This is a genomic window from Catenovulum agarivorans YM01 (assembly GCF_000281085.1).
Taxonomy (GTDB): domain Bacteria; phylum Pseudomonadota; class Gammaproteobacteria; order Enterobacterales; family Alteromonadaceae; genus Catenovulum; species Catenovulum agarivorans.
This window is the reverse complement of record NZ_JH767523.1, coordinates 277,125-300,942: the sequence shown is the minus strand read 5'-3', so window position 1 is coordinate 300,942 and position 23,818 is coordinate 277,125. Positions and strand designations below refer to the sequence as shown.

The following is a 23,818-nucleotide window of genomic DNA, read 5'->3' as shown; positions in this document are numbered from 1 at the left end:
TTTAACTTCCTTTGCGACGTCTTTTATTGGCAGGTTTAACACCTTGCTCGCGCAATTCAGATTTGCGAATGGCTTTGCGAATACGGTTTGCTTTGAGGTTTTTAATTTTATTATTGCGGCCTACTTCTTTACGCATTTCAATTGGCTTCATGTTTACCAATTTACGTAAGTAGTTTACCTCTTTAACTTCTAATTCAGCCCAACCGCCCATAGGTAAAGTTCGTGGTAGTTCGATATCGCCGTAACGAATACGTGATAAGCGACTCACTTGAACCTCTTGAGATTCCCACATACGTCTAACTTCGCGATTACGACCTTCACTAATAGTCACGTGATACCAACGGTTAATGCCCTCACCACCGGCAAATGAAATTTTGTTAAATTTAGCAGGCCCATCTTCAAGCTGAACACCTTGACGCAAAGCTTGAATGGTATTATCGGTTACTTCACCAAATACACGCACAGCGTACTCACGTTCAACTTCGTGTGATGGATGCATAAGTTTATTAGCTAGTTCACCATCCGTTGTAAATATCAACAAGCCTGTTGTATTAATATCCAAACGACCAACTGCTATCCAACGCCCTTGTTTTAAAATTGGCAGGCGATCAAACACTGTTTTACGCTGCTCTGGATCGTTGCGCGTACATACTTCACTTAAAGGTTTGTTGTAAATTAATACTCGGCACGGAATATCATTTTCAGATTTAAACTTGACGATATGACCATCAAAACGAATTTCATCATGCTCTGTTGCACGTTCACCCAAAGCACACACAGTGCCGTTTAAACTAACACGTCCATCGCTAATGGCTTTTTCCATTTCACGACGTGAACCTTTACCGGCTCGAGCTAAGATTTTTTGAATTTTTTCAGACATCTGATTCTCCCGAATCTGACAAATTAGCAATACCTTTAGTGTCATTCACTAAAGCTTCTGTGACTTGAGGCAAGTCTTCTAGACATTGTAAACCAAAATAGTCCAAAAACGATGGGGTTGTTGCAAATAAAGCTGGCCGACCGGCAACTTCTTTATGGCCGATAACTTTAACCCAACCACGCTCTTGTAAAGCACGCACTATATTACTGGATACAGCAACACCTCTAACCTGCTCTATTTCCCCACGGGTAATAGGCTGGCGATATGCGATAAGTGCAAGTGTTTCTAACATAGCTCTAGAATACCTAGGCGCTTTTTCTTGCCATAATAAACTAATCCACGGGCTTAAAGTCGATTTAGTTTGAAAGCGATAACCTGCGGCAACCTTAACTAATTCGATACCATGACCTTCTTGGTACTTTTGCTGCAAAGTTTTCAGCAAGCCAGTAATTTTACGCTGTGATAACTTAAATTCAGCCAATACTGTTTCAGACAATTCTTTAACAGGCATAGGTTTGCCATAGGCAAAAATTGCCGCTTCGATTATTTGAATGTATTGCTCGTCGTTATTTTTGCGTGCCATAATTTTTTCCAACCAATTAAAAGTATGCTTAACCCTCTGGCTTTAGCTAACAATGGAGACAGCTTTAATTTGTGCGTATACCAAATCGTTAATTTGTAAATTAAGTTGTTCTAGTGAATAACGGGTAATGGTCGACAATAGATAAGCGTCATCTGATTCTGCCTGATTATCTTCAATTACTAACTGCAACTGCATATTGGTAGAGGACGCCGTTTCTGCAAAAGCTTTAATGCGGCATGCAATCCGATTGACTATACTAGATTGCGCTTGTTGCTCACGACTAATGCTGACGTCTTTAGCCAAAATGCGGATACGAATATTATCACCTATTTCAGCACGCGTATTAGCCAACAATAACTCAGTACCATGGCAATTTATTTTGTCGAGTTGCCAGTCTGCGATATTTGCAACAACTTGCCCTTGCAACACAACACCAACCTGCTCTTGCATCCATTGATATTGACTTAAGCTCGCGAGCACAGAATTTAAATCACCTGACTCGACAATTTTACCATCTTGGATAACTAATAAATGGTCTGCTAATCGACAGACTTCATTTATGTCGTGGCTAACATACAAAATTGGTATCTTCAGTTGCTGTTTTATTTGTTCCAACAGTTTGAGCAATGCCTGTTTATTCTGCTGATCAAGTGCAGCTAAAGGCTCATCCATCAACAATAATTTTGGTTGCGACAATAAAGCTCGAGCGATTGCAACACGCTGGCGCTCGCCACCTGACAGCTTATCGACCGAGCGCCTTAATAAATATCGTAAACCCATCAACTCGACTAAACTTTCAAGCGTAAAAGTTAACTGTTGAGAATTAGCTTTGTTGTTAGCTAAATAATTGTTTAGGCCGTAGGTTAAATTTTCTTCAACATTAAGGTGTGCAAACAAAGCGCCTTGCTGAAATACATAACCAATATTGCGTTGATGCGCAGGGACAAAATTCTGTTTATCTTGCATACAGTGCTGGTTTATTGAAAGTTCACCCTTTACTTGTGGCTCTAGACCCGCAATACAGCGCAACAAAGTTGACTTACCACAACCTGATTGCCCCCAAATTGCAGTTATACCTTGAGCTGGTACCTCGGCTGAAAAACAAAAATCAAAGTTTGTATAAGCATGCTCAAAGTTAAAATTAATGAAATTTTTGTTAGCTTCAGTCACGCCCTGTCACACTCACTTTTTTCTGAAAGCGATAAACCGCCAATAACACAACAAAAGAAAACACCAATAAAATTGCCGATAATCTATGTGCCTGCGAATAATCCATAGCTTCAACGTATTCGTATATCTTCACCGACGCCACTTGGGTTTCACCCGGTATATTGCCGCCTATCATTAATATGACACCAAATTCACCAACAGTATGCGCAAAACCTAAAACAGCGCCAGTTATCAACCCTACTTTAACATTAGGTAAAACTACCGAATAAAACACTTTAAACGGACTAGCGCCTAAAGTCGCAGCAGCTTCAAGCTGCTCATGTGGAAAAGTACTAAAAGCATTTTGAATGGGTTGAACAACAAAAGGTAAAGAATAAACAATAGAGGCGATAACCAGCCCAGTGAAGCTAAAAGCTAAGCTACCTAACCCCAACCACTGACTAAGTTGCCCAATAGGCCCTTGAGGCGCAAAAGCAATGAGAAAATAGAACCCCAACACGCTTGGTGGCAAAACTAAAGGCAATGCGACTAAAGCTGATATACTTGGTGCAAATCGACTACGACTCTTTGCCAACCACCAAGCTAAAGGCGTACTTATTAGCAGTAAGATAAAAGTCACTAAACTTGCTAGTTTTACCGTTAGCCATAAGGCTTGTAGCTCTTCGTGTGTTAATGCAAACATGTTTGACTCTTATAGCCTAACGAAGCAATTAAACATTGCGCCTGCTGGCTTTGTAAAAACTGATAAAACTGAGTTGCCGCATTATTGTGTTCAGCCGATTTTAACAACACCATACCTTGTTCTATCGGATGATATAAATTATCTGGAACTAACCAAAGATTTATCTCTGGTTGATCAAAAACTTGTGCATAAGCAACAAATGCAAGTTGTGCATGTTTACTGGTAAAAAATTGATAGCTTTGTGAAATATTTTCCCCCATTGCTATTTGTCGGCGATTTATCTTCAGCCCTAAACTATCGATAACATTTTGAGCAGCTAATCCATAGGGTGCCAATTTAGGGTTGGCTATCGCAATATGTTTAAATTTTTGTTGTTTTAACATATCTATTGGGGATATTTCAGAGTTATTGGCCACAAGCGCTAATTGACCTAACGCATAAGTATCAACAGTTTGATTTTGTGTAAGCGCTAATTCGACTAATTTTTTTGGTTTATCTGTATCGGCCGATAAAAATATATGAAAAGGTGCACCATGAACAATTTGTGCAAATAACTTACCGGATGAGCCATACGAAGCAACTATTTCGACATCTGCTCCCGCATCTGATGGTTCGTCTTGCTGCTGTGAAATATAACTGGTTTTAAGCTTTTCAAATACATTAATAAAGTTAGACGCCACAGCCACATAAACTTTTTGCTGAGCAAATACAGGCTGAGTTAGCACTAGGATAAAAATGGCTAACGGATATATAAGTCGCTTTGCACACCAACTAAAACAACAACCCATGAATATTGTGATTAACTACCTGATATTTTAAACAAAGATAATGCTATCATCTTTGTTAAGGACTGACTGCACAAACTCTTATTATATATGCGCAAAATCAATATTTTTTCACTTATTTATAGCACAGCACTTTTGTTATTGGGCTCGGGCGCTCAAGCTAACTTATTAGAATGTAAGTTAGACGAAACCCAGCAAAAACAGATTCAACTAGCCGCCACACTGCTACCAAATAACATAATTGAACCTATAAACATTAATCGGCCGTCACAGGCTTATTGCCTGCAACAAGCTTTTATCAAACACAAGCAAGATAGCAATACATTAACCGCGGGATACAAAATTGCCTTTACCCATGTAAAAGTCCAAGAAATGTTTGATACAAAAGAGCCTGCTTATGCGAGTATTTTTACTGGTCAGTTTTTAGCGAACAACAGCCAGATCCCAACTAATTTTGCAGTAAACCCTATGTATGAAGCCGATTTAGTCATTGAAATTAAATCTGACAAAATCATGCAAGCAAGCTCGCATCTTCAACTATTACAACATATTTCCAAGCTATACCCGGCATTTGAATTAGTCACCTTACCTTTTAATATGAAAGATGAAAAAATTCGAACACAAGTTAATGCTAATCAACTGATTGCCCATAATATCATGTCAGTTTATTTTGTATTGGGTGATGCAATTAAAGTAACAGCAACTGAAGAGTTTGCCCATAAACTCGGCAATACACGGATTTTAGTAACAGATGAGAATAAAGAGCTGATTCAAACCGCAGATACTGAATCTATATTACGTCATCCATTAAATGCACTTGCTTGGTTAATTGAAAAGTTTAATCAGCAAGGTTTAGCTTTAAAAGCTGGGGACAAAATTAGTTTAGGCAGTTTGGGGAAATTACGCCCTGTCGAAAATAATAATAAACAGATCCGCTACCAATTTGTAAATTGGCCAGAACAACCACAAGTAACTATGAGTTTTGTAAGCAATACAAAACAAGAAAACAAATAACTATTAGGACTAACATGAAGCATATTTTAATTACTGGCGCATCTTCAGGCATAGGCCGTGAATTAGCCATTCAAGCAAGTAAACTTGGCTACAAACTGAGTTTAACCGGCCGAAACCCAGATAAATTACAACGCACCCAAGATAGTCTAACAATCAATACCAAACATTTTAGTCGTAGTTTATGTGTTACTGACCAAGCCGCTTTAACTGATTTTATCGATAGTGCAAAAGATAAAATGGGCGATTTTGATATTTTAATTAACTGTGCTGGCATTAACACGGCTCGTGGCAAAGGCGAAGAGATATCAATTGCTGATTTGGAATGGATGATGAAAATTAATTTTTGTTCGCCAGTGCAAATGATGCAATTATGTTTACCTTCTTTGAAACAAGCAGCTAATCAAAACGGCAGTGCGACTATAGTCAATGTATTATCAACCGTATGTTTATTTGCTAACCCAGGTATTGCGGCTTATACAGCGTCAAAAGCAGCGCTTGATCACTACGTAAAAGTAATGCGCAAAGAACTTAGAGCTGACAATATTAAAATGTTATCCGTTTATCCGGGTGGTGTAGATACTGAGTTTAGAGCGGCCGAACGGCCAGAGTACTTAACTGCGGCAGCAGTTGCAAAAGCTATTTTGCATACACTGGATACAGACACCAATACTCATATGCATGAGTTAGTATTAAGACCGCAAGTAGAAGATAACTTCTAAAAACAATTAAGGCCAGCATTGCTGGCCTTATCTTTATCGGGAATTTAAATATATCTGAACTACATTACTTTTTAGCTTTAGTCGCCCTAGCCTTTTTCTCTTCAACAACCCACTTGTTGTTAATATATTTAGCTGACCAGCTGGTTGCTTTACCGTCTTTCTCTGAGCCTAAATACTGCTCTTTAGTTTTGCGGCTGAATTTAACCACTGTTGGGTTACCTTCACTATCAGTTTCAGGGCCTTCGGCTAAATATTTAAACTTATCGTGTAATCTGTCTTTAAAACGCACTAATTCAGATACTTTTGGCGCACGTGTCTCACGTGATTTCGGGAAATTATGCGCAGCTAAAAAGATCCCTGCTGCACCATCACGCAATACAAAATACGCATCAGATTTCTCACATGGCATTTCTGGTAATGGAATTGGATCTTCTTTTGGTGGCGCAGGTTGACCGTTTCTTAATAGTTTACGAGTGTTTTTACACTCATCATTGGTACAACCAAAGTATTTACCAAAACGGCCATTTTTGAGCTGCATTTCTGCGCTACATTTATCACATTCGATAACAGGGCCGTCATATCCTTTGATCTTAAATTGACCTTTCTCGATTTCGTAACCATCACAGCTCGGGTTATTACCACAAACATGTAATTTACGTTCTGTGTCAATTAAATAGCTATCCATCGCCGTACCACATTTTTTACATCTGTGTTTAGCACGTAATGCCTGAGTTTCAGCTTCTTCGTCGTTAGCATCAACAGCTTCTTCACCAGAAGTTAAATTGATGGTTTTAGTACAACGCTCTTTTGGTGGTAACGCATAACCAGAACATCCTAAGAACACCCCGGTCGACGCAGTTCGAATGGTCATTTCACGACTACATTCAGGGCAATCTATTGCCACAGGAATTGGCTGATTGGGCTGCATACCACCTTTATCAGCATCCTCTTCGGCTAAATCTAATTTGCCCTTAAAGTCGGTGTAAAAATTATCTAGTACTTTGTGCCAGTCTAATTCACCTTCAGCAATGTCATCTAAGTGACCTTCCATGTTTGCGGTGAAGTCATAACTCATTAAATCACTGAAATTATCCAACAAACGAGAAGTAACAATCTCACCCATTTTTTCAGCGTAGAAACGTTTATTTTCCAACCGTACATAACCACGATCTTGAATCGTACTTATGATAGATGCATAAGTAGATGGGCGACCTATGCCGCGCTTTTCTAGCTCTTTAACCAAAGCAGCTTCACTGAAACGCGCTGGTGGTTTGGTAAAATTCTGTTTAGGATTGAGTTTTTCTAACGACAAAGTTTCACCAACTTTAACATCCGGTAATAACTGGTCTTCATTGCCTTTTTTACCAACTGGCGGCTGAACTTTAGTCCAACCATCAAATACCAATACACGGCCTTTAGCTTTTAATTCAAACTCAGCTGCAGCAACTGTGATAGTGCTTGCTTTATATTTTGCAGGTGTCATTTGACATGCAACAAACTGACGCCAAATTAGATCGTATAAACGTTTAGCATCTGGGTCTAAATCATTACCTAGATGTCCAGAAAATACACCTACTTGTGAAGGACGGATTGCCTCATGCGCTTCTTGTGCATTGTCTTTGTTGCCATAGATAACTGGATTTTCAGGCAAATAAGCGCTGCCGTACTCGTCCTGAATATAATCGCGACATGCTGCAACAGCTTCGCTACTCAAATTGGTTGAGTCGGTACGCATATAGGTAATATGACCCGCTTCATATAAGCGTTGCGCCAACATCATAGTTTTCTTAACGCCAAAACCTAGGCGCGTACTCGCGGCTTGCTGTAGCGTTGAAGTAATAAATGGAGCACTGGCTTTACTCGATGTGGGGCGAGTTTCGCAATCTGCAACTGTGTATTTAGCCGATTCTAGCTGTGCTAATGCACTATCGGTTTCAGCTTTGCTGGTTGGGCGGAAGTTTTTGTTTTGATACTTAGCAACATCCAAACGCAAATTGGCTTTCCCTTGCGTTGTAGTATCGGCATTTACTTCCCAAAATTCTTCTGGAACAAATGCTTTTATCTGATGTTCACGTTCTACCACAAGACGCACAGCAACAGATTGCACACGTCCCGCTGATAAACCACGTGCGATTTTTTTCCACAATAGTGGTGATACCATAAAACCAACAACACGATCTAAAAAGCGTCTTGCTTGTTGTGCATTTACTCTATCAATATTGAGTTCGTCTGGTTGAGAGAAGGCGTTTTTAATCGCATTTTTGGTAATTTCATTAAAAACAACACGTTTGTATTTAGTGTCTTCACCACCTATTACTTCGCGTAAATGCCAAGCAATAGCTTCCCCTTCTCTATCCAAATCCGTTGCGAGATAAACTGTATCAGCATTTTGAGCAAGCTTTTGTAATTCAGCGACGACTTTTTCTTTGCCGGGTAAAATTTCGTATTCAGCATGCCAGTCATGCTCTGGGTCAACACCCATACGCGCAACTAATGCAGCTTTTTCTTTTTTCTTTTTATGTGCTGCTTTTTCTTCAGGTGACATGCCCTTAGTACTAACTGCTGGACTAGTTTTTCCCTTTGAAGATGTTGGCAAATCACGAATATGACCAACGCTTGATTTAACTACATAGTCATTACCAAGATATTTATTTATCGTTTTTGCCTTTGCTGGCGATTCGACTATTACGAGTGACTTTCCCATTAGATATCAAATACTATTTAAATTTAATCCAGTACAGTGGTGTATGACTGCACGCTTCTTTTTTAAAGATATATCGACAAATTCGCTGAGTAGCAAGCAATTTCCTTAACATTTTTTATATCCAAGCTTAATTGCTCGCTTTTTCAACTATAATGCGAACTATAGTGGCTATTTTGTATTTTAAAAGGTGCAGCTATGAAATATTACGAAGTTAATTTTGACGGACAAATCGCACCAACCCATGAATTTGCTGGGTTATCAAAGGGTAATATTGCCTCTACACAACACCAAGGGTTAGCAGCTAACCACAGCCGAGCAATAGAACAATGGCAACAGAAAGTCAGCTTAATCGCTTCTTTGGGGATTAAACAGTTCAAACTGCCATTAGTCACACGGCCTGATGCTAATGTATTAAAAACACTTGGTTTAACTCAAGCACAACTACAAAATTGTCCGAGCAAACTAAAATCCGCTTTACTTTCAGCTTCTGCTATGTGGGCAGCAAATGCCGCAACAATAACACCTTCGTGTGACAGCTTAGATAGAAAGGCGCATGTGACCCCGGCAAATTTAGCCCATTTTTTTCATCGTTTGATTGAAGTTGAACAAACGCAAAAAAACTTAACTAGACTATTTGATTCTGAATATTTTATTCATCACGCCCCTTTGCCAAATCATCCATGGTTTTATGATGAGGGTTCGGCAAATCATTTAAGGATCTGCCCTGATTATGGACACTCCGCTATTAACATTTTTGTTTATGGGCATGATTCATTTTGCGAAAGATCAACCGAGCAATTGCAATTTCCATCGCGCCAATCTCTACAAGCAAGTGAAGCTATTGCGCGTAACCATAAACTTAATCCAAAAGATACTTTGTTTGTGCAGCAAAACCCCAAAGCAATCAATGCCGGTGTTTTCCATAACGATGTTATTTCGGTAGCAAATAAAAACGTGCTACTGTTTCATGAGCAAGCTTTTATAAACACACAAGATACGATAGAAACCCTAAAAAAATTATATTCAAGCAAATACCCTACTTCTACTTTTTACCCTATCGAAATAAAAGCATCAGATTTATCGCTAAAACAAGCTGTAAGCAGTTATTTGTTTAATTCGCAGTTGGTATGCGTAGATGATAAAAAAGGCGAGTATATGGCTTTAATAGCGCCGTACGAATGTAAAGCGAATCAAGCCGTACAAGCTGTCTTGAATAAATTACTAAATGAAGACAATCCGATTCAACAGATTTATTACCTAGATTTGTCTGAAAGTATGGCAAATGGCGGCGGGCCAGCCTGTTTGCGTTTAAGAGTGGTATTAAGCGAAGCCGAATTGGCTTCGCTTAAACTAGATGATTATAGAATTTAGCCTGCGTCTATCACAGAGATAGGGTGTGATTTAGCAAATCCTTTTGGCGTTGTCACTGTTATAGTTGCAGTACCTGAGGATTTATTATTTGGACTAGATTCTCGACCCAAAGTAAAACTAAAGCCCGACGGTCTTGGATCTGTTGTATTACCAAAAGTGTGGCTACTTACACCGGACACAACTCCATTGTCAGTAGAAATAGTCACTGTTGTGCCAGCTGGCATTGGATTACTATTTTCATCCGTAATGTAAGCGATAAAACTAACACTTGTATTGTTAACCAAATCTGCCACGGTCAAATCTGCATCTGTCGCTGAGTCGATAACCCTAAAGTAAGGCGTGCTACCAGACAATACTATAGTGATATCACGGCGTACATGGATGAAGTCTTGATTACAGCTACCATCGTCCGACTGGCATAAAATACCGTTGTAAATACCGTCTGCTGCATCGAACTGTTGATTTGGCAAGTCTAAATTACCTTGTTGATCACCACCAAAATCAATAAATTCTTCATCATCACCACCTGGTAAACAAGCACCATCAGGTGTTGAATCCGCCGCAGCTGTGGCTGGGTTAGTAATAGGTTCAGCTCCCGAAGCAGCTGTGCCATCAGCCAAGCGACCACAATAAAGATTATCTTCATTCCAATCAATGAAAGCTTCACTCATATCGCCAAAATATTCCCCAGCGTCAAACTGACCATTACCGTTTGCATCAACAAAACTTTCTCCAGTATCATACTGACCGTTATCGTTAGCATCGACAAAGCTCTCTCCGGAATCAAATTGACCATTACCATTGGCATCAACAAAACTTTCTTCACCAACAGCATAAGCTAACACAGACAATCGCCCTGCTTTGTAGCCGGTTAATTTTAATGGGCCTAACACACCCGACGTAGTATTGGAAATACCATAACAAGGTAGTCCATCCGCCGCGGTTGTATCATTAGTCGGATCATCGTCATTACCTACATCACACATACCATTGGATAAGTCTTGCGCGATCTCATCAACACGAGATACATTTTCTTTACCTGGTTTAGCCTGAGTAACAGTATATTGCACGCTGCAACGCCCATTATCGGTAACACACTCAGGTTGAATTTGCCCATGGGTTGTCACAAAACTGATTGATGTACCATTTGGAACTGGATTATTAAAATGATCAGATAGATAAACTGAAATAGCTGTTTCATCACCGACAAAATCCCAACCTTCGATGTTGTATGTCTCTGCTGCCAATGTGAAACTATTTTGGTCTGGTAAACCAGACGAAACACTTAATAAATCAGAAGTTGATTGGATTTTAGGCGACAATGAATCACCGTTACTATCAACGACTTCAGCAATTACCCGCACAGGTGTGGGTGACTTACCAGCTCGAACCGTTACTGTAACTTCACCATTACTATTTGTTTTCGCAGTTGAAGGTGTAACAGTAATCCCTGCGCCTTCAGCAGTAACGGAAAAGTTTACAGTCTGGTTAGCATATGGGTTGTCGTTGCTATCAATAACTTGAAATACTATGTTCGCTTGTTCAGTTCGCCCAGTGCCTGGATAAGTAATAATTCTAGCTTCAGGATCGCCATCAACTTCGGCACTGACAAACTTGATATACGAAGCAGGGGCCTGGTCAATATCGATAGATAAAGTTGCACTTAAAGAACTGGTACCAGCACTTGCCTGAGCTAAAATACTGTCTTTACCTTGGCAACCGTCCGCTCTATATATGGCTGTTGCTATGCCGTTTATCGCTGTCACTGTTTGGTCGATAAATGCTTTTGCTGGCTCTTGACTCGCACAAGCAGAACTTAGACTTACGGTAACTGGGTCTTGGTATAGCTCGTTATTGTTATCTTTATCAACAATAGATAAAGTTAATACTGTGGTATTACCAACAGCTAACGAACCACCATTTAAATCAGAGGCGATCACACCTTCTTCAAAACTTGCTTCTGAGCCATTACCCATAGCAATATTTACCGTATTAATTGTATAAAAAGCGTTTTGAGTTGATGTTGACGTTTGAATGGTTAATTGGCCTGCCCCATCATCTTCACCTGCTAATAAAGTTAATACTGCATAACCTTGCGCATTTGTAACCACACGACCATTGGTTGGACTAACCGAACCAGCATCAACCGTTGCTGTAATTAAGCTATTCGCTATAACATCAGTACTACTGCCTTTTCTGTTGACTCTAACCAATACTTTGCCTGGACGTGTTAAAGATACGTTTGGACTTTGAGCACAACTAGTAAATGGAATTACTGGGTTATCTACTCCATTACAGTCAAAAATAGTGATAGTAATATCATGTTCTTCCGCTGCTACATTTGCATCACCAGCAGAGGTAAAAGCTACACTCTGTGAAGCATCTAAATAAGTGACAGTTGCACTGCCTGCCCCTTTTACTTCACCAGCTTCAAGTTCAATCGTCGCTCGACCATTATTATCAGTCAGTGCCGTGCCTAACGCTGGAAATAAACCGCCCAACGAGGTTGTAAATGTAACCACTTCGTTTTCTACTGGATCTCCAGCACTATCTCTTAAAGTTGCCACCAAAATACCTTTATTTTCACGAGATACATTGGTTAATGGTGTCACTTCGTCTGATGCAAACAAATTGATGTCTAATGTGTAATCTGAAGGCGCCTGCGCAATATCATCACCAGCTGACTTAAAATTTAATGACTCTTCAAGTTCTATTTGTTGAGTGCCGCTAGCAATGGTTGCTGACGCAGACAGGGTGCCTGAGCTTTGTGTGCTGCCGGCACCAATAACTAATTTGGCTTGACCATTAGTATCTGTTAATAAGCTACCTGATGCAGGTTTTAATACGCCTACATTACTTGTTACCGTAACAATTTCTCCAGCAACAGCCTGCCCATCCAACGTAAGGGTAACTTGCAGTACTCCCGAGGTTGCTTTAGAGATTTCATTTTCAGCTATTGCTGTACCATTTACATCAGTTAAGCTGAGTGCTAAAGCGTAACCATGTGTTGGCGTCACTTGACTAGTATTAATTTGATAAACTTGGGTTTGTGTTTGGTCATCAAAAGTCAGGCTAATTTCATCTGATCCGCGTGTGCCATCGCTAAACAATTTAAAAATCGCCGTACCATTATTCAATATGGCATTGCCATTTTCAGGTAACAAAGTACCAGTACCGGCGGTTGCTCGTATTAATTTATTTGATACTGCTGTTTGGTTAGAGTTTTGCAGAACACTGACGAGAAAATACAGGGGGGTAGTGCTTGTGACAATCGCACCTTGAGTACAGTTTGCTTCAACATCCGCGACAGTATCAAAACTAGCTGTATTACAAATATAGGTATCAACGCTAATAGTGTAGGTATCTTCCGACACCTCCTCGCCATCACCTTGGTTGGTATAATTAAGTTGCTGGCTTACCGTTTGTCCATCGTTATTAAATTGGGCTATAAGTGAGTCAGCCGTTAGCTCAATACCCGGCTTTAAAATGACCTGTGCTTGGCCACTAGAATTAGTCACCACCTGACCACTTGCCGGCACCAGTACACCACTTTGAGTAGAAAAACTAATAATTTGTCCAGAGGCGGCTACACCATCTAACGTCAGTGTTGCTGTTACTGTGAGAGGATTATTCTGACTTGTTTGATTAGACGCTGCACCTGTAGAATCAACCGCAGTTAAACTTATTTGGTAGGTCGCCTCAGTTGAGTCTCCATTACCATTATCTAAATTGCCACCGCCCCCACAAGCCACCATTATCATAGCCAAGATAGAAACGAACCAGTAGCGATACTGCTTTAGCATTCTCTGCACTCCATGGTCTTAAGTTTTAAATTGTTGTAATCTCGGTAATATTAGCTCATAACTTTAGATAGTAACAATCATTGAGCGCTAAAATAGCTAACTATTTTACAATTTGATAAAGATTTTAGGGGACTAGTTTGCAAAACATAAATAAAAATCTAACTCTGCATATTCTTATTGCCATGGTATTAGGCATAATTATCGGTCGGCTATTTAGCTTAGGCGTATCGGAAACCGACGACACCTTGATAAACCTAATTGTTTTTAATCTTTCACTCAAAGAATTTTTTGTTGAAGGACTTTTTAACGTTGGGGGAAGTATTTTTATTACCAGCTTAAAAATGTTGGTTGTACCACTTGTATTTATTTCTTTAGTTTGTGGTGTTTGTTCGTTAAATGACTCGGCCAAAATCGGCCGATTAGGTGCAAAATCAATCGGTTTGTATTTATTTACCACAGCTATCGCCATCACCTTTGCAATATCAATTGCGTTAATAATCTCACCTGGTGAAGGGATGAATTTAACCCCAGCACAAGATTACCATGCCAAACAAGCACCGAGCTTTGCGCAAGTGATTATAGACATGTTTCCGTCCAATCCGATTAATGCCATGGCTGAAGGCAATATGTTACAAATTATTGTATTCTCCCTTTTGTTTGGTATAGCTATGGCTCTATCAGGCAGTGCTGGCGCACGTATCGCTGGGTTATTTGAAGATTTGAACAAAGTTGTGATGCGCATGGTGACCATTTTAATGGGATTAGCACCATACGGGGTCTTTTGTTTAATGGCTAAGTTATTTACCTACTTAGAACTAGCAGAAATCGCTCAACTAGCACAATATTTTATAACAGTTCTAGTGGTGCTGTTTGTGCATGCGCTGATTACCTATCCGAGTTTAATGATTTTACTCGGCAAACTTAACCCACTGCCGTTTTTAATAAAAATGAAAGACACACTTATGTTTGCCTTTAGTACTGCAAGCAGTAATGCAACTATGCCAATCACGTTAAACACAGTAACGAAAAAATTAGGCGCAAATAATTCAGTTGCATCTTTCACCATACCGTTAGGCGCAACAGTTAATATGGATGGAACAGCGATAATGCAAGGCGTTGCCACAGTCTTTATCGCCCAAGTATATGGTATTGACTTATCCTTTGCTGATTATGTTGCTGTATTGATTACCGCCACCCTAGCGTCTGTCGGCGCCGCTGGTGTGCCAGGTGTCGGGTTAATATTATTGGCAATGGTGTTTCAACAAGTTGGTTTACCGGTTGAAGGCATAGCACTTATTTTGGGAGTGGATAGATTATTAGATATGACTCGCACTGCCGTCAATGTAACGGGTGATGCGGCCGTTACTTGTTTAATTGCCAAGTCTGAGAAGCAATTAGACGAGTCAGTATTTAACGCAACTGACAAACAATTAGCATTGATGGAAGAAAACAACAGCAAAATGGGATAAACCATTTTGCTGTCAGTCAATCAATTCACTTTGCAAAATACCGCAACAAACATGGTATCGGACGCCTGTTCGATGCCGCCCAACAAAGTTTGAGATTCTAACCTAAAGTCAGCAAACTTAGCTAAAAACCAACTGACTTGCGCCTCGTTTTCGGCTATTTGCCAACTACAGGTTGCATACACTAATTTACCGTTTTTACGCACGGACGCTTGCGCATTAGTTAAGATACTTTGTTGAATGGCTATTTGCTCATCACTGTCTTGTTGGCTAAAACGCCATTTAGCATCAGGGTTACGTCGCCATGTACCAGCTGAGGTACATGGTGCATCAATTAACACTCGATCAAAGCCATTTTGGCGTTTTACATCGTTGGGTAAATCTAACGCTTTATCACCACTCCAAACAAAAGTGCGAATATTAAAATATTCAGCGCGTTTCGCACGTTTTTTAAGCTCATCCAGCTTATAACTATGGATATCAGTAGAAGTCACTGAGCCTTTATTGTTAAGCCTGTCTGCAAGCGCTAAGGTTTTTCCACCCGCTCCTGCGCAGCAATCCCATACCTTCATCCCGGGTTTAACATCAACTGCTTGGACAATTTGCTGGCTCGCCAAATCTTGTAATTCAAACTGACCTAACGCAAATTGGCTAGTGCGAGTGACATCAGCGCCGCCATCAACACTTAACACATCGCCATCTTTGCTGATTAAAATGTCTTGTGCATTTAAATCTTTGTATAGCTGACTAATGTTTGTTGTCGCTGTTGCGCGCAGATACACGGGTAAAGAGTCGGCTTGTTGCTGAATAAACTGTTTTAACTGACTATCGTCCCAGCCACTGGCAATTGCTCTTTGTGTTAACATAGGCAACCAGCATGGCCTTATACCAAAACGAACCGCCCATAATTCAAGGCTTGCATTAATTTTACCCGTTTGATTTTTAAACCATTGTAGGCGCTTGTTTTCACCATTGGTCACCTTAGGTTCTTCACCTTGCAACAAGGTTAACCAAAACCAAAACTCATTGTTTTGGATGTGCTTAGCCGAAGATAACGACCAAGTTTTATCCCATTCTACAAGCTCAACTAATTCATTGGCGATAAAACAGGTTTCAAAATAATCTGCGGCTTGGGCAAACTTTACTGCTAAAAATAATTCTTTGCTTATGGTCAACTTGTCGTGACGAGATAAGTTACCGCTTTGTTTAAATTGAGATTTCAACCATCGATCAAAGGGTTTAATTTCTTCTAATTCTATCCATCTTGCCCATATTGCTTTGCGAGCCATAGTTAACAATAACTGCGGATGGGGTGACTTTTTACAACGACGTTTCATTCAGTTTCTCAATTTAAGCGGGGTTGTCTATATCAACAAATTCAACTTGAATATCAGTGTTAGCAGCTAAATATTCACCCAAAGCTTTAATGCCATAACGCTCAGTTGCATGATGACCAGCAGCAATAAAATGGATGCCCATTTCCGTTGCTACATGCACAGTTTGTTCACTGACTTCGCCTGTAATGAACAAATCGACACCTGCGGCTAATGCATGTTCAATGAAAGACTGACCGCCACCAGTACAAATTGCCACTTTATTGATCAAAAAATCTCCACCACTAATTACCAGAGGTTTACGTGCTAATTTACGTTCGACTAGGCTAGCAAAGTCAGCTAAAGCGGTTGCAGATTTAGTTTCTGCTTGCATTAATATGCCCTTGGGTTTGATCCCCTCTACCGGATCAATTACTTCTAATTCAAACAGTTTCGCCAATTGAACATTGTTGCCAAACTCTGGGTGTACATCTAGCGGTAAGTGATAAGCAAACAAACTAATGTCATTTTTAATTAGTTTCTTAAGCCTTTGATATTTCATACCAACAATTTGCGCTGGTTCGCTTTTCCAAAAATATCCATGGTGTACCAATATAGCATCAGCCTTCAAGGCAATTGCACTGTCAATTAAAGCTTGTGTTGCGCTAACGCCAGTTACCACTTTTTCAATAGTTTTTTCACTATCGAGCTGCAAACCATTTGGGCAATAGTCGGAAATTATTTCAGGGCTTAACCACTGATTTAACAGTTGTTCTAGTTTTTTAGTTTGCATAATAAATTGGAGAATTATTTAAGCTTGGCATTTGCCGTGAGACAAATTCGGTTTGGATAGAGATGCAATTCTGTCTTGGAGAACTTTTACACATTCAAACTGTTGCATGGTTTTTCTTTCATCTAGCTGTAATTCTTTCGACAATAACATTAAGTTAGCACAGTCTTTGTTTTCTTCCAGTATCAGAAACTCAGCGCTAGCATAATCTGATTGCAACACAACAACTTGATCAAATAGAGTACGCTTAGCTGCTTTGTGTTGCGGCAAAAAATACCAGCTTTTTGGCTGCTCAGGGCGAACAAATTTTGTTTGTGCTACCGCATTCAAGGCAATTTGCACACAAGCCGCCTCGGAAGCTGCTAACTGCTCTTCAACAATTGCGTAATATTCACAATATTTTTGATTGTCTGCCACGCTAAAAGATTGAGTTTGTTTAGCATGTGGTAACAGCTTGCTCGGTTTACAAGCTGTTACAAATGTAAACTCAGTCATATTTAAACGCAAAGAATGAGACTCTAGGTCGTAAAACCAGTACCAGTCTGCTTTTGCTTGGAGCATGAAAACCTTGTTCCTATGGTTAGATTGCGTTCAAGATGTCAAAAAATTATCGTTTATTCAAGTCCTTGAACGATTTCTTTTATCAAATTTGGACCTCGATAAATAAAGCCTGTATAAACTTGCAGCAAATCTGCCCCTGCTTGCAGTTTTTCGTTGGCCGATTGTGAGCTGCTAATTCCCCCTACTCCAACAATTGGCATTTTACCGTTTACTAATTTTTTCAGTTCACTAACAACATGAGTGCTTTGTGTTCGTACCGGCATGCCGCTCAATCCACCAGCCTCTTCACCATGTTGTAAATGTTTTACTTTGTCACGAGCTAACGTGGTATTAGTTGCAATAACACCATCAATCTCATTTTGAGTTAAGCTATTAGCAACTTGCTCAATTTCACTGTCATCCATATCCGGTGCAATCTTGACTAGTATAGGTCGGTATGCCCCATATTGCTGATTTAATAACGCCTGTTTTTCTTTAATTGCACCTAATAAGTCGTCCAACGCTTCCCCATATTGTAAACTACGTAAACCCGGTGTATTTGGCGAGCTGATATTTACCGTAATATAAGTTGCATGCTCGTAAACTTTATCCATACAAATTAGGTAATCATTTTTGCCTTCTTCATTTGGCGTATCTTTATTTTTACCTATGTTGATGCCTAACACACCGTCGTATTTACTTTGTTTAACTTGCTCAACTAAGTAGTCGACACCTTTGTTGTTGAAACCCATACGATTGATTATGGCATGCGCTTCTGGCAAACGGAATAATCTAGGTTTGTCGTTACCTGGTTGTGGTCTAGGTGTAACTGTACCTACTTCTACAAAGCCAAATCCCATAGCTGCAAAAGCATCGATACATTCGCCGTTTTTGTCTAACCCTGCGGCTAAGCCAATTGGATTTTTAAAATCAATGCCAAAGACGTTTACAGGTTTATTCGGCACGTTTTGGCTAAATAAACAGCTTAACGGGCCACCTTGTAATTTTTTTAAATTTTTAATGGTGAAATCGTGCGACCACTCAGCGTCTTGAGTGAATAAAAATGATCTTAATAACGGATACATGCTGCCCTCTACTGGCGTATAACAGCAGAGGTCTTTCGAGCCAATTTAACCTGGCTAAGACCCCTGTCCTAAAATTTACTGCATTGTATCGCAATGATGGCTCAACAGCATCAATTCACGCAAAACAACTGAAAATTTTGCAAATTCATGGCTTTGAGTTGCGCGAAAATCAGCCAACATATGTTTCCAACGAGCTAGAATATCGGCGTACCTTTCATTCCAATCATTTAACATATCTTCGGCCGAACATTGCTCTGTACATCCACGTAAAACCACTGAAGAAATAGACCTTTGTTGCCAATCTAGCTCCTCTCTATAAGCCGCGCGCGCTAATGCTTGCCAATGGTTTGCTACAGGCTGTTTATTAATTTGTTCCAAGAACCAATGTAAGTCCATTTGTGCGCCCAATTTATAATAAACACTTGCAACCAACTCGACGGGTCGCGCACTTTCTTCAACCACTTCAGCAATATCCATAACTGAGAATAAGGTGCTGATATAGGATATTTTTTTCGCAAAATCAGCATCAACCCCTGCTTCAGTTAATTTTTTTGCTGACGCTGCTAAAGACTCAAGTTCAGATTCGACTAAATATTTATCTAAGTTCTCGCTTAGCTCAACAAATACTGGACGATACTTCTCGATGGTTTTTTCTATGCCGATGTTTTTATTGCGATGGCGTAAAAACCACCGTGTTGTTCGGCGGATTGTTCGACGCAACTGATACAAAACATCGGATTGAATTTGCGCCGATACTTTATTATCCCAAGCTTCGATTTGTGCCCAGATGTCACCCAAACCAAAAATCTCGCGCGCAACCGTATAACAAATAGCAATTTCGCCAACAGGTGCACCTGTTTCTTCTCCCATGCGGTGAACAAAATTCATGCCCATATCATTAACAATTTGATTGGTAATTTCAGTGGCAATAATTTCACTACGTAGTGGATGATTTTGCATCGCTGCTTTGTATTTGCTTTGCAGCGCTTTTGGAAAGTAGTTAACTAGTAGTTTGCCAATGTGGCTGTTATCTGTGATATCGCCAATATTGAGTTTATGTTTTAACACCATTTTGGCGTAAGCAATTAACACTGAAAGCTCAGGTCGAGTTAAGCCATGTCCTGCCGCTTGGCGTTCAGCCAATTCATCGTCAGAGGGTAAAAACTCTAACTCTCTGTCTAAATAACCTTCTTTTTCTAATGCATGTAAAAAACGAATTTGTTCTTTTAAGCTGGATTTAATTTTGTATTCGGTAATAGATAACGAATGAGTTTGGCGATAACAGTCTTTCAAAACAATTTTCGCCACATCATCCGTCATATCGTACAAGAGTTTATTGCGCTGCTTCAGAGTCAATTCACCGTTTTGCACTAATGAATTGAGGAGAATTTTAATGTTTACCTCTTTATCAGAGCAGTCAACCCCACCAACATTGTCGATAAAGTCGGTATCAACTTTAACGCCTCTTTTTGCGGCTTCTATTCTGCCTAATTGCGTACAGCCTAAATTTCCGCCTTCACCAATAATTTTAAATTTAACCTGCTTACCGTTTATCCGCACAGCATCATTTGCTCTGTCGCCTACATCTGCATGCGTTTCATTGCTGGCTTTAATATAAGTACCTATGCCACCGTTCCAAAATAAATCGGCTGGCATTTGTAAAATTAATTGTAGAAGCTCGTTTGGCGCTAAAGTATCCGCTGTGGTGCCAAGCATTTTTTTCATCTCCGCAGTCAATTTTATTGACTTGGCCGAGCGTAAGAAAATACCACCACCTTTTGAAATTAGACTTGTGTCATATTCGCCCCAGCCTTGCACAGCATCAAACAAGCGTTTACGTTCGGCATAGGTTGTTTTGGCATCGGGTGTCGGATCGATAAAAATATGCATATGGTTAAATGCCGCTTGTAGCTGAGTGTGCTCTGACAACAACATGCCGTTGCCAAATACATCTCCAGCCATATCGCCAACAGCAACACAAGTGAAATCAGTGGTTTGGCAGTTTATTCCAATTTCTCTAAAGTGACGTTTAACCGACTCCCACGCACCTCTTGCTGTGATGCCCATTTTTTTGTGGTCGTAACCGACACTACCACCTGATGCAAATGCATCTCCAAGCCAGAAGCCATATTCTTCTGAAATAGCATTGGCGATATCAGAGAATGTCGCCGTCCCCTTATCAGCTGCAACCACTAGGTATGGATCGTCTTCATCGTGACGATAAACAGAATCTGGTGGGATCACTTGGTTTTGTAAAATATTGTCGGTAATGTCTAACAAACCACGGATAAAAATCTGATAACAGCGCTTACCTTCTGCTAAAAATGCCGCTCTATCTGTTGGTTTGATATTGCGTTTACACACAAAACCACCTTTCGCGCCAACTGGCACGATAACTGTGTTTTTAACTTGTTGTGCTTTAACTAAACCTAATACTTCAGTTCTAAAATCTTCCCGTCGGTCTGACCAACGTAATCCACCACGCGCGACCTTACCACCACGCAAATGCACACCTTCAATATCAGGCGAATAAACAAATATTTCATAAGCAGGTACAGGTTTTGGGATTTCTGGGATTTTTTTTGGCACCAATTTGATTGAAATGTAATCCTTAAGCCCTAGTTCACCTTGTTGATAATAGTTTGTTCTAAGGGTTGCCATCATCATATCGACAAAACGTCGGATAATTCTGTCATCATCTAAATTGACGACTTCCTCCAATGCTTGTTCGATTCTAATGTTTAACGCAGTTTGATCGTCTTTGCTAAATTTGCTTTCAGGATTAAAGCGCAAATGAAATAAATCAACCAACATACCTGCCAGTTCAGGGTAAGTTGCTAACGCATTTTCAATATAACTTTGGCTAAAACTACTACCAATTTGGCGCATATATTTTGCATAACAACGCAATATTGCAACTTCTCGCCCCGACATTTCTGCCTGCAGTACTAAACGATTAAAACCGTCATCTTCGAGTTGATTAAACCAAACGTTGGTAAAGGCATTTTGGAAATTGTCTCGACTTGTATCTAAATCTAACTCATAGTCGTCACTGGTCGACATAGCGAAGTCTAAAATCCAATTTACATGACCGTCTAAACAGGTCACTTTGTATGGTCTTTCGTCTATCACACGCAAACCAAAGTTTTCTAACATAGGTAATACGTCCGATAAATGTATAGGCTTGTCACGATGAAAGAGCTTTAGTCTAACTAGATGTTTTTCGTCTGCGTCCTCTTGTGGGCGATACAACAGCATCTCGAGCGTGTTATTTTGATTTAAACTCTCAAGCTTTTCGATATCGACTAACGCTGTATTAGGTAGTTCATTGTCTTTATAACTGCGGGTAAAAGCTTGTTCATATTTACGCGCTAATGCTCGGCCTTTTTCTTCGCCATATAACGACAACAAACTACGTTCTAATTTATCTTCCCACGACTTAGTTAATTCAATCATATTTGTTTGCAACTGGTGTTCGTTAATATCAAAGTTATTGTTTTCTACTCTGACCATGTAATGAGTTCGAGCTAAGGTCGATTCAGATAAATAAGTATTAAATTCAACCTCTCGATTAGATGACAAATAATTTTGAAACAACTTTTGCGTCGACTTTCTTAGTTGGGTGGTATATCGGTCACGAGGCACAAAAGCCATACATGAAAAATAACGTCCGTAGATATCTTTGCGAACAAACAATCTCGACATACCACGCTCTTGCATTTGCATGATACCCAGTGCGATATTGGAAATTTCTTGCTCTTTGGCATGTAAAATTTCTTCACGAGGATAAGTTTCTAAAATATTGTGGATGGCTTTATAGGAATGTGATCCTTTGGTGAAACCTGTATTTTCAATCACTCGATTAACTTTATCTTTGATCAATGGAATATCAAAAACACTGTCGTTATAAAAATCTGATGAAAACAAACCAATAAATCTGTGTTCACCTGAAACCTGTCCCTTGTTATCAAAAATTTTAATGCCAACATAATCCATATATGCAGGTCGATGTACTTGAGATTTTCGATTGGTTTTAGTCATTACCATCAAATCATGACTGAGCGCTTGAGTTTTTGCTGAGCCAGGCATTTCAGACAATAAGCGAACATCCTTGCCGCTGCTATTTTTCATCAAACCTAAACTCGTATCATTTAGTCGAGCTAGACTATGATCACCTTTTACCGCATCTAACTTGTATTGGCGGTATCCCATAAAGGTATATTTACCGTCAGCCATCCAAGACAAAAATTGTTTAGCTTCATCAACTTGGTGTTTCGCAACTTGCTTAGGTAAATTTTTTAATTCTTCGATAATTTGCAAACATTTATCTTGCATTATTTGCCAGTCGGAAACTGTCAAATTAACTTGAGTTAACACATCACCAATTGTTTTTTCTATGCTGTCTAACCGTTTTTTATCCGACTGCCTATCAATCTCGATTAAAAATACCGTACGTCGGTTTTCCGCAGTTTCAGCCTGACTACTCTCAATGGATGTAATTAAACCAGCTTCGTCAACTTCAACACTTACGCTTTGATATAATAACCAATGTGCTGCTATCCCAAGGCGATTTAGCGCCATACGCACTGAGCCAACTAAAAAAGGCTGGTCATCGGAGACAATTTCAACCACTGTATGATTGCTTTGCCAGCCATGCTGGGATAGTTCAGGGTTGAATACACGAATACCCGGCACAGTTTGTAAGTTAGCATTGAAAGTGTGCCACAAGCTTAATACCGCACCATATAAGTCGCTATCATTACGGTTGGTAAGATCTTCTGGGGCAATATCGCGGTAAATAAGCCGAGCAAATGTGCGCACGACATCAGCTTGTTCTGCTGGAATTTTGGCTTGAATGAGTTGTTCTACTTGGTCTAATAAGACTGATTGTTTTTTATTCGACATAAAAAAGC

16 protein-coding genes are annotated in these 23,818 nt (G+C 39.8%); 4 read left to right on the top strand and 12 right to left on the bottom strand.

Annotated elements, in window-relative coordinates; translation table 11 throughout:
- Position 1: 1 nt before the first annotated feature.
- Genes rluB through modA form a run of 5 tightly spaced genes read right to left on the bottom strand, consistent with a single transcriptional unit; the run spans position 2 to position 4,040 of the window.
- Positions 2-880, bottom strand: a complete 879-nt coding sequence (gene rluB / locus WSC_RS0105960) for a 23S rRNA pseudouridine(2605) synthase RluB (RefSeq protein ID WP_016955004.1) — start codon at positions 878-880, stop codon at positions 2-4.
- Positions 873-1,463, bottom strand: a complete 591-nt coding sequence (scpB, locus tag WSC_RS0105955; RefSeq protein ID WP_016955003.1) for an SMC-Scp complex subunit ScpB — start codon at positions 1,461-1,463, stop codon at positions 873-875. The genes rluB and scpB overlap by 8 nt, the downstream gene beginning before the upstream one ends.
- Before the next feature lie 42 nt (positions 1,464-1,505).
- Positions 1,506-2,633: a molybdenum ABC transporter ATP-binding protein gene (modC, locus tag WSC_RS21965; protein ID WP_016955002.1), complete on the bottom strand. Its 1,128-nt coding sequence runs from the start codon at positions 2,631-2,633 to the stop codon at positions 1,506-1,508.
- Positions 2,626-3,315, bottom strand: a complete 690-nt coding sequence (gene modB, locus WSC_RS0105945) for a molybdate ABC transporter permease subunit (RefSeq protein ID WP_016955001.1) — start codon at positions 3,313-3,315, stop codon at positions 2,626-2,628. Before modB ends, modC begins: the two co-directional genes overlap by 8 nt.
- A complete protein-coding gene (modA, locus tag WSC_RS0105940; RefSeq protein ID WP_157447197.1) occupies positions 3,303-4,040 on the bottom strand; it encodes a molybdate ABC transporter substrate-binding protein in 738 nt (245 codons plus the stop codon). The genes modB and modA overlap by 13 nt, the downstream gene beginning before the upstream one ends.
- Before the next feature lie 150 nt (positions 4,041-4,190).
- Here modA and WSC_RS0105935 point away from each other — a divergent pair, with 150 nt between their 5' ends.
- Both WSC_RS0105935 and WSC_RS0105930 read left to right on the top strand, forming a co-directional pair.
- Positions 4,191-5,114: a 2-keto-4-pentenoate hydratase gene (locus WSC_RS0105935; RefSeq protein ID WP_016954999.1), complete on the top strand. Its 924-nt coding sequence runs from the start codon at positions 4,191-4,193 to the stop codon at positions 5,112-5,114.
- Positions 5,115-5,128: 14 nt separating this feature from the next.
- Entirely contained in the window at positions 5,129-5,833 is a 705-nt protein-coding gene (locus WSC_RS0105930; protein WP_016954998.1) for an SDR family NAD(P)-dependent oxidoreductase, read from the top strand.
- A gap of 64 nt (positions 5,834-5,897) precedes the next feature.
- Here WSC_RS0105930 and topA read toward each other — a convergent pair whose 3' ends face one another.
- Positions 5,898-8,537 carry a type I DNA topoisomerase gene (gene topA, locus WSC_RS0105925; RefSeq protein WP_026016696.1) on the bottom strand — a complete coding sequence of 880 codons (2,640 nt, stop codon included), beginning with the start codon at positions 8,535-8,537 and terminating at the stop codon, positions 5,898-5,900.
- Between the two features lie 195 nt (positions 8,538-8,732).
- On the opposite strand from topA, the gene WSC_RS21960 reads away from it, so the two are divergent.
- Positions 8,733-9,908, top strand: coding sequence for an N-succinylarginine dihydrolase (locus WSC_RS21960; RefSeq protein ID WP_016954996.1), 1,176 nt, complete (start codon positions 8,733-8,735; stop codon positions 9,906-9,908).
- Here WSC_RS21960 and WSC_RS0105915 read toward each other — a convergent pair.
- Positions 9,905-13,711 (bottom strand): Ig-like domain-containing protein, encoded by a 3,807-nt coding sequence (locus WSC_RS0105915; RefSeq protein WP_040393984.1) that lies wholly within the window; start codon positions 13,709-13,711, stop codon positions 9,905-9,907. The two genes, WSC_RS21960 and WSC_RS0105915, sit on opposite strands and share 4 nt — an antisense overlap.
- A gap of 137 nt (positions 13,712-13,848) precedes the next feature.
- On the opposite strand from WSC_RS0105915, the gene WSC_RS0105910 reads away from it, so the two are divergent.
- Complete coding sequence (locus WSC_RS0105910; protein ID WP_016954994.1) at positions 13,849-15,180, top strand: dicarboxylate/amino acid:cation symporter; 1,332 nt, start codon at positions 13,849-13,851, stop codon at positions 15,178-15,180.
- Positions 15,181-15,200: 20 nt separating this feature from the next.
- On the opposite strand, the gene WSC_RS0105905 is transcribed toward WSC_RS0105910, so the two are convergent.
- The 5 genes from WSC_RS0105905 to WSC_RS0105885 all read right to left on the bottom strand — a co-directional run bounded on the left by WSC_RS0105905 (position 15,201) and on the right by WSC_RS0105885 (position 23,810).
- Positions 15,201-16,514, bottom strand: a complete 1,314-nt coding sequence (locus tag WSC_RS0105905) for an RsmB/NOP family class I SAM-dependent RNA methyltransferase (RefSeq protein WP_026016695.1) — start codon at positions 16,512-16,514, stop codon at positions 15,201-15,203.
- 13 nt (positions 16,515-16,527) lie between these two features.
- Positions 16,528-17,283 carry a Nif3-like dinuclear metal center hexameric protein gene (locus tag WSC_RS0105900; protein WP_016954992.1) on the bottom strand — a complete coding sequence of 252 codons (756 nt, stop codon included), beginning with the start codon at positions 17,281-17,283 and terminating at the stop codon, positions 16,528-16,530.
- Positions 17,284-17,301: 18 nt separating this feature from the next.
- Entirely contained in the window at positions 17,302-17,841 is a 540-nt protein-coding gene (locus WSC_RS0105895; protein WP_016954991.1) for a cell division protein ZapC domain-containing protein, read from the bottom strand.
- 53 nt (positions 17,842-17,894) lie between these two features.
- Complete coding sequence (pyrD, locus tag WSC_RS0105890) at positions 17,895-18,905, bottom strand: quinone-dependent dihydroorotate dehydrogenase (protein WP_016954990.1); 1,011 nt, start codon at positions 18,903-18,905, stop codon at positions 17,895-17,897.
- A 75-nt stretch (positions 18,906-18,980) separates the two neighbouring features.
- Positions 18,981-23,810, bottom strand: coding sequence for an NAD-glutamate dehydrogenase (locus WSC_RS0105885; protein ID WP_016954989.1), 4,830 nt, complete (start codon positions 23,808-23,810; stop codon positions 18,981-18,983).
- Positions 23,811-23,818 lie beyond the last annotated feature (8 nt).

Coding starts and splice junctions, on each gene's coding strand:
- rluB (WP_016955004.1), bottom strand. CDS start 880: ATGTCTGAAAAAATTCAAAAAATCTTAGCTCGAGCCGGTAAAGGTTCA.
- scpB (WP_016955003.1), bottom strand. CDS start 1,463: ATGGCACGCAAAAATAACGACGAGCAATACATTCAAATAATCGAAGCG.
- modB (WP_016955001.1), bottom strand. CDS start 3,315: ATGTTTGCATTAACACACGAAGAGCTACAAGCCTTATGGCTAACGGTA.
- WSC_RS0105935 (WP_016954999.1), top strand. CDS start 4,191: ATGCGCAAAATCAATATTTTTTCACTTATTTATAGCACAGCACTTTTG.
- WSC_RS0105930 (WP_016954998.1), top strand. CDS start 5,129: ATGAAGCATATTTTAATTACTGGCGCATCTTCAGGCATAGGCCGTGAA.
- topA (WP_026016696.1), bottom strand. CDS start 8,537: ATGGGAAAGTCACTCGTAATAGTCGAATCGCCAGCAAAGGCAAAAACG.
- WSC_RS21960 (WP_016954996.1), top strand. CDS start 8,733: ATGAAATATTACGAAGTTAATTTTGACGGACAAATCGCACCAACCCAT.
- WSC_RS0105915 (WP_040393984.1), bottom strand. CDS start 13,711: ATGCTAAAGCAGTATCGCTACTGGTTCGTTTCTATCTTGGCTATGATA.
- WSC_RS0105905 (WP_026016695.1), bottom strand. CDS start 16,514: ATGAAACGTCGTTGTAAAAAGTCACCCCATCCGCAGTTATTGTTAACT.
- WSC_RS0105900 (WP_016954992.1), bottom strand. CDS start 17,283: ATGCAAACTAAAAAACTAGAACAACTGTTAAATCAGTGGTTAAGCCCT.
- WSC_RS0105895 (WP_016954991.1), bottom strand. CDS start 17,841: ATGCTCCAAGCAAAAGCAGACTGGTACTGGTTTTACGACCTAGAGTCT.
- pyrD (WP_016954990.1), bottom strand. CDS start 18,905: ATGTATCCGTTATTAAGATCATTTTTATTCACTCAAGACGCTGAGTGG.
- WSC_RS0105885 (WP_016954989.1), bottom strand. CDS start 23,810: ATGTCGAATAAAAAACAATCAGTCTTATTAGACCAAGTAGAACAACTC.